The sequence below is a fragment of the Synechococcus sp. R55.2 genome (genome assembly GCF_047462075.1).
Classification (GTDB): Bacteria; Cyanobacteriota; Cyanobacteriia; order Thermostichales; family Thermostichaceae; genus Thermostichus.
On the sequence record NZ_JANSIH010000065.1, the window covers coordinates 1 to 1,210 of the forward strand.

Genomic DNA, 1,210 nt, shown 5'->3' on the forward strand with positions numbered 1-1,210 from the left:
ATCCCTGCAACTACATTATTTTCTCAACCAGCTATACGTTGGTATTACCCGCCCCATCGAAGCCTTAGCTGTTGTGGATACTGCAGCCGGCTGGCGGGAATTCTGGGATCCTGCCTTGGAGATTGACTTTTGGCTCAATCACTCTCATTTGCAGCCCGATCGATCCCAATGGCAAACGCATCCGCCTGTACTGGCCGGCTTCGCTCAAGGCACTGGCATCCAATACTGGACGGATAAAAACTTACAGGATGTGCTGGACTTGGCTCTTGGGTTTCTTAGGCAAGGGGTAGAGGAGGGAAATCCTGAGCTCTTGGAAGATGCGCGCGCCTTTGCTCGGCAGGCAGGCAACCAGAAATTAGAACAGGTATGCCAAGCTTGGATCCTCAAGCTGCAGAGGGATTACGTTTCTGCAGGCCGTCAGTTTTTAAGCTTGGAAAGATCCGCCCTACCCAATAGAAATCTCATCCGAGAAGCCTGGGAGTGCTTTTGGAAGGCAAAAGCTTGGTCAGAGTTGCAGCAGCATCGTTCTACTCACTTTGCCAGGTGCTCCGAGATCCCTAACTACGGTCCTCTGGTGGATTTGATGGTGGTAACCCAAAGCAGCTCTGCCAAGTCCATGGAGCGCTTTCGACAGATAGTTCGAGTGCGAGATTGGTTGAGCGTTGAGGTCAGCCCGAAGCATTCGGATCTGACTTGGAAGGTTTGTGTGGAGAAGTTTTTGGCGGAGCTGGAGGAAGTTTTCGATAACCTAGGGACTTTTTGTCCTAAGCCGGAGGATCGTGAACTTTTTTGGCAAGAGACTCTTGAGGCTTTGAGGGAGCGTTTGGACTTTCTTGGCCAGCGGCAGCAGTTCGCAGGGCAATATCACAAGATTCTCGGCATCTGTTATTTCCAGCAACAAAAACTTGAGGAGGCAGTTGCCATTTGGGATCAAGGTGGCCAAACGGAGCATTCCCGCTACTACCGAGCCAAGATCCAATTGGAGAAGCCGCCTGGCCAGGTGAGGTGGCTATCCAAAGACCGGCAGGACGCAGCAGTGGTGAGCAAATGGCAGGAGGCGGGACGTCCCCTCGCGGGCGAGTGGGAGGAGTACATCAACGACGTCATTCTCAGCCTGGAGCGCTTGAAAGAGTGGCCGCTTCTGCTGCGAAACCTGATCCGGCGCCGCGAGTGCTGCAGGCATTGGGAAGTGTTACAGGCCCACCCACAG

1 pseudogene is annotated in these 1,210 nt (G+C 53.5%); it reads left to right on the plus strand.

Annotated elements, in window-relative coordinates:
• Positions 1–1,210, plus strand: a pseudogene (locus NW838_RS02345) (hypothetical protein); the annotation flags it as partial.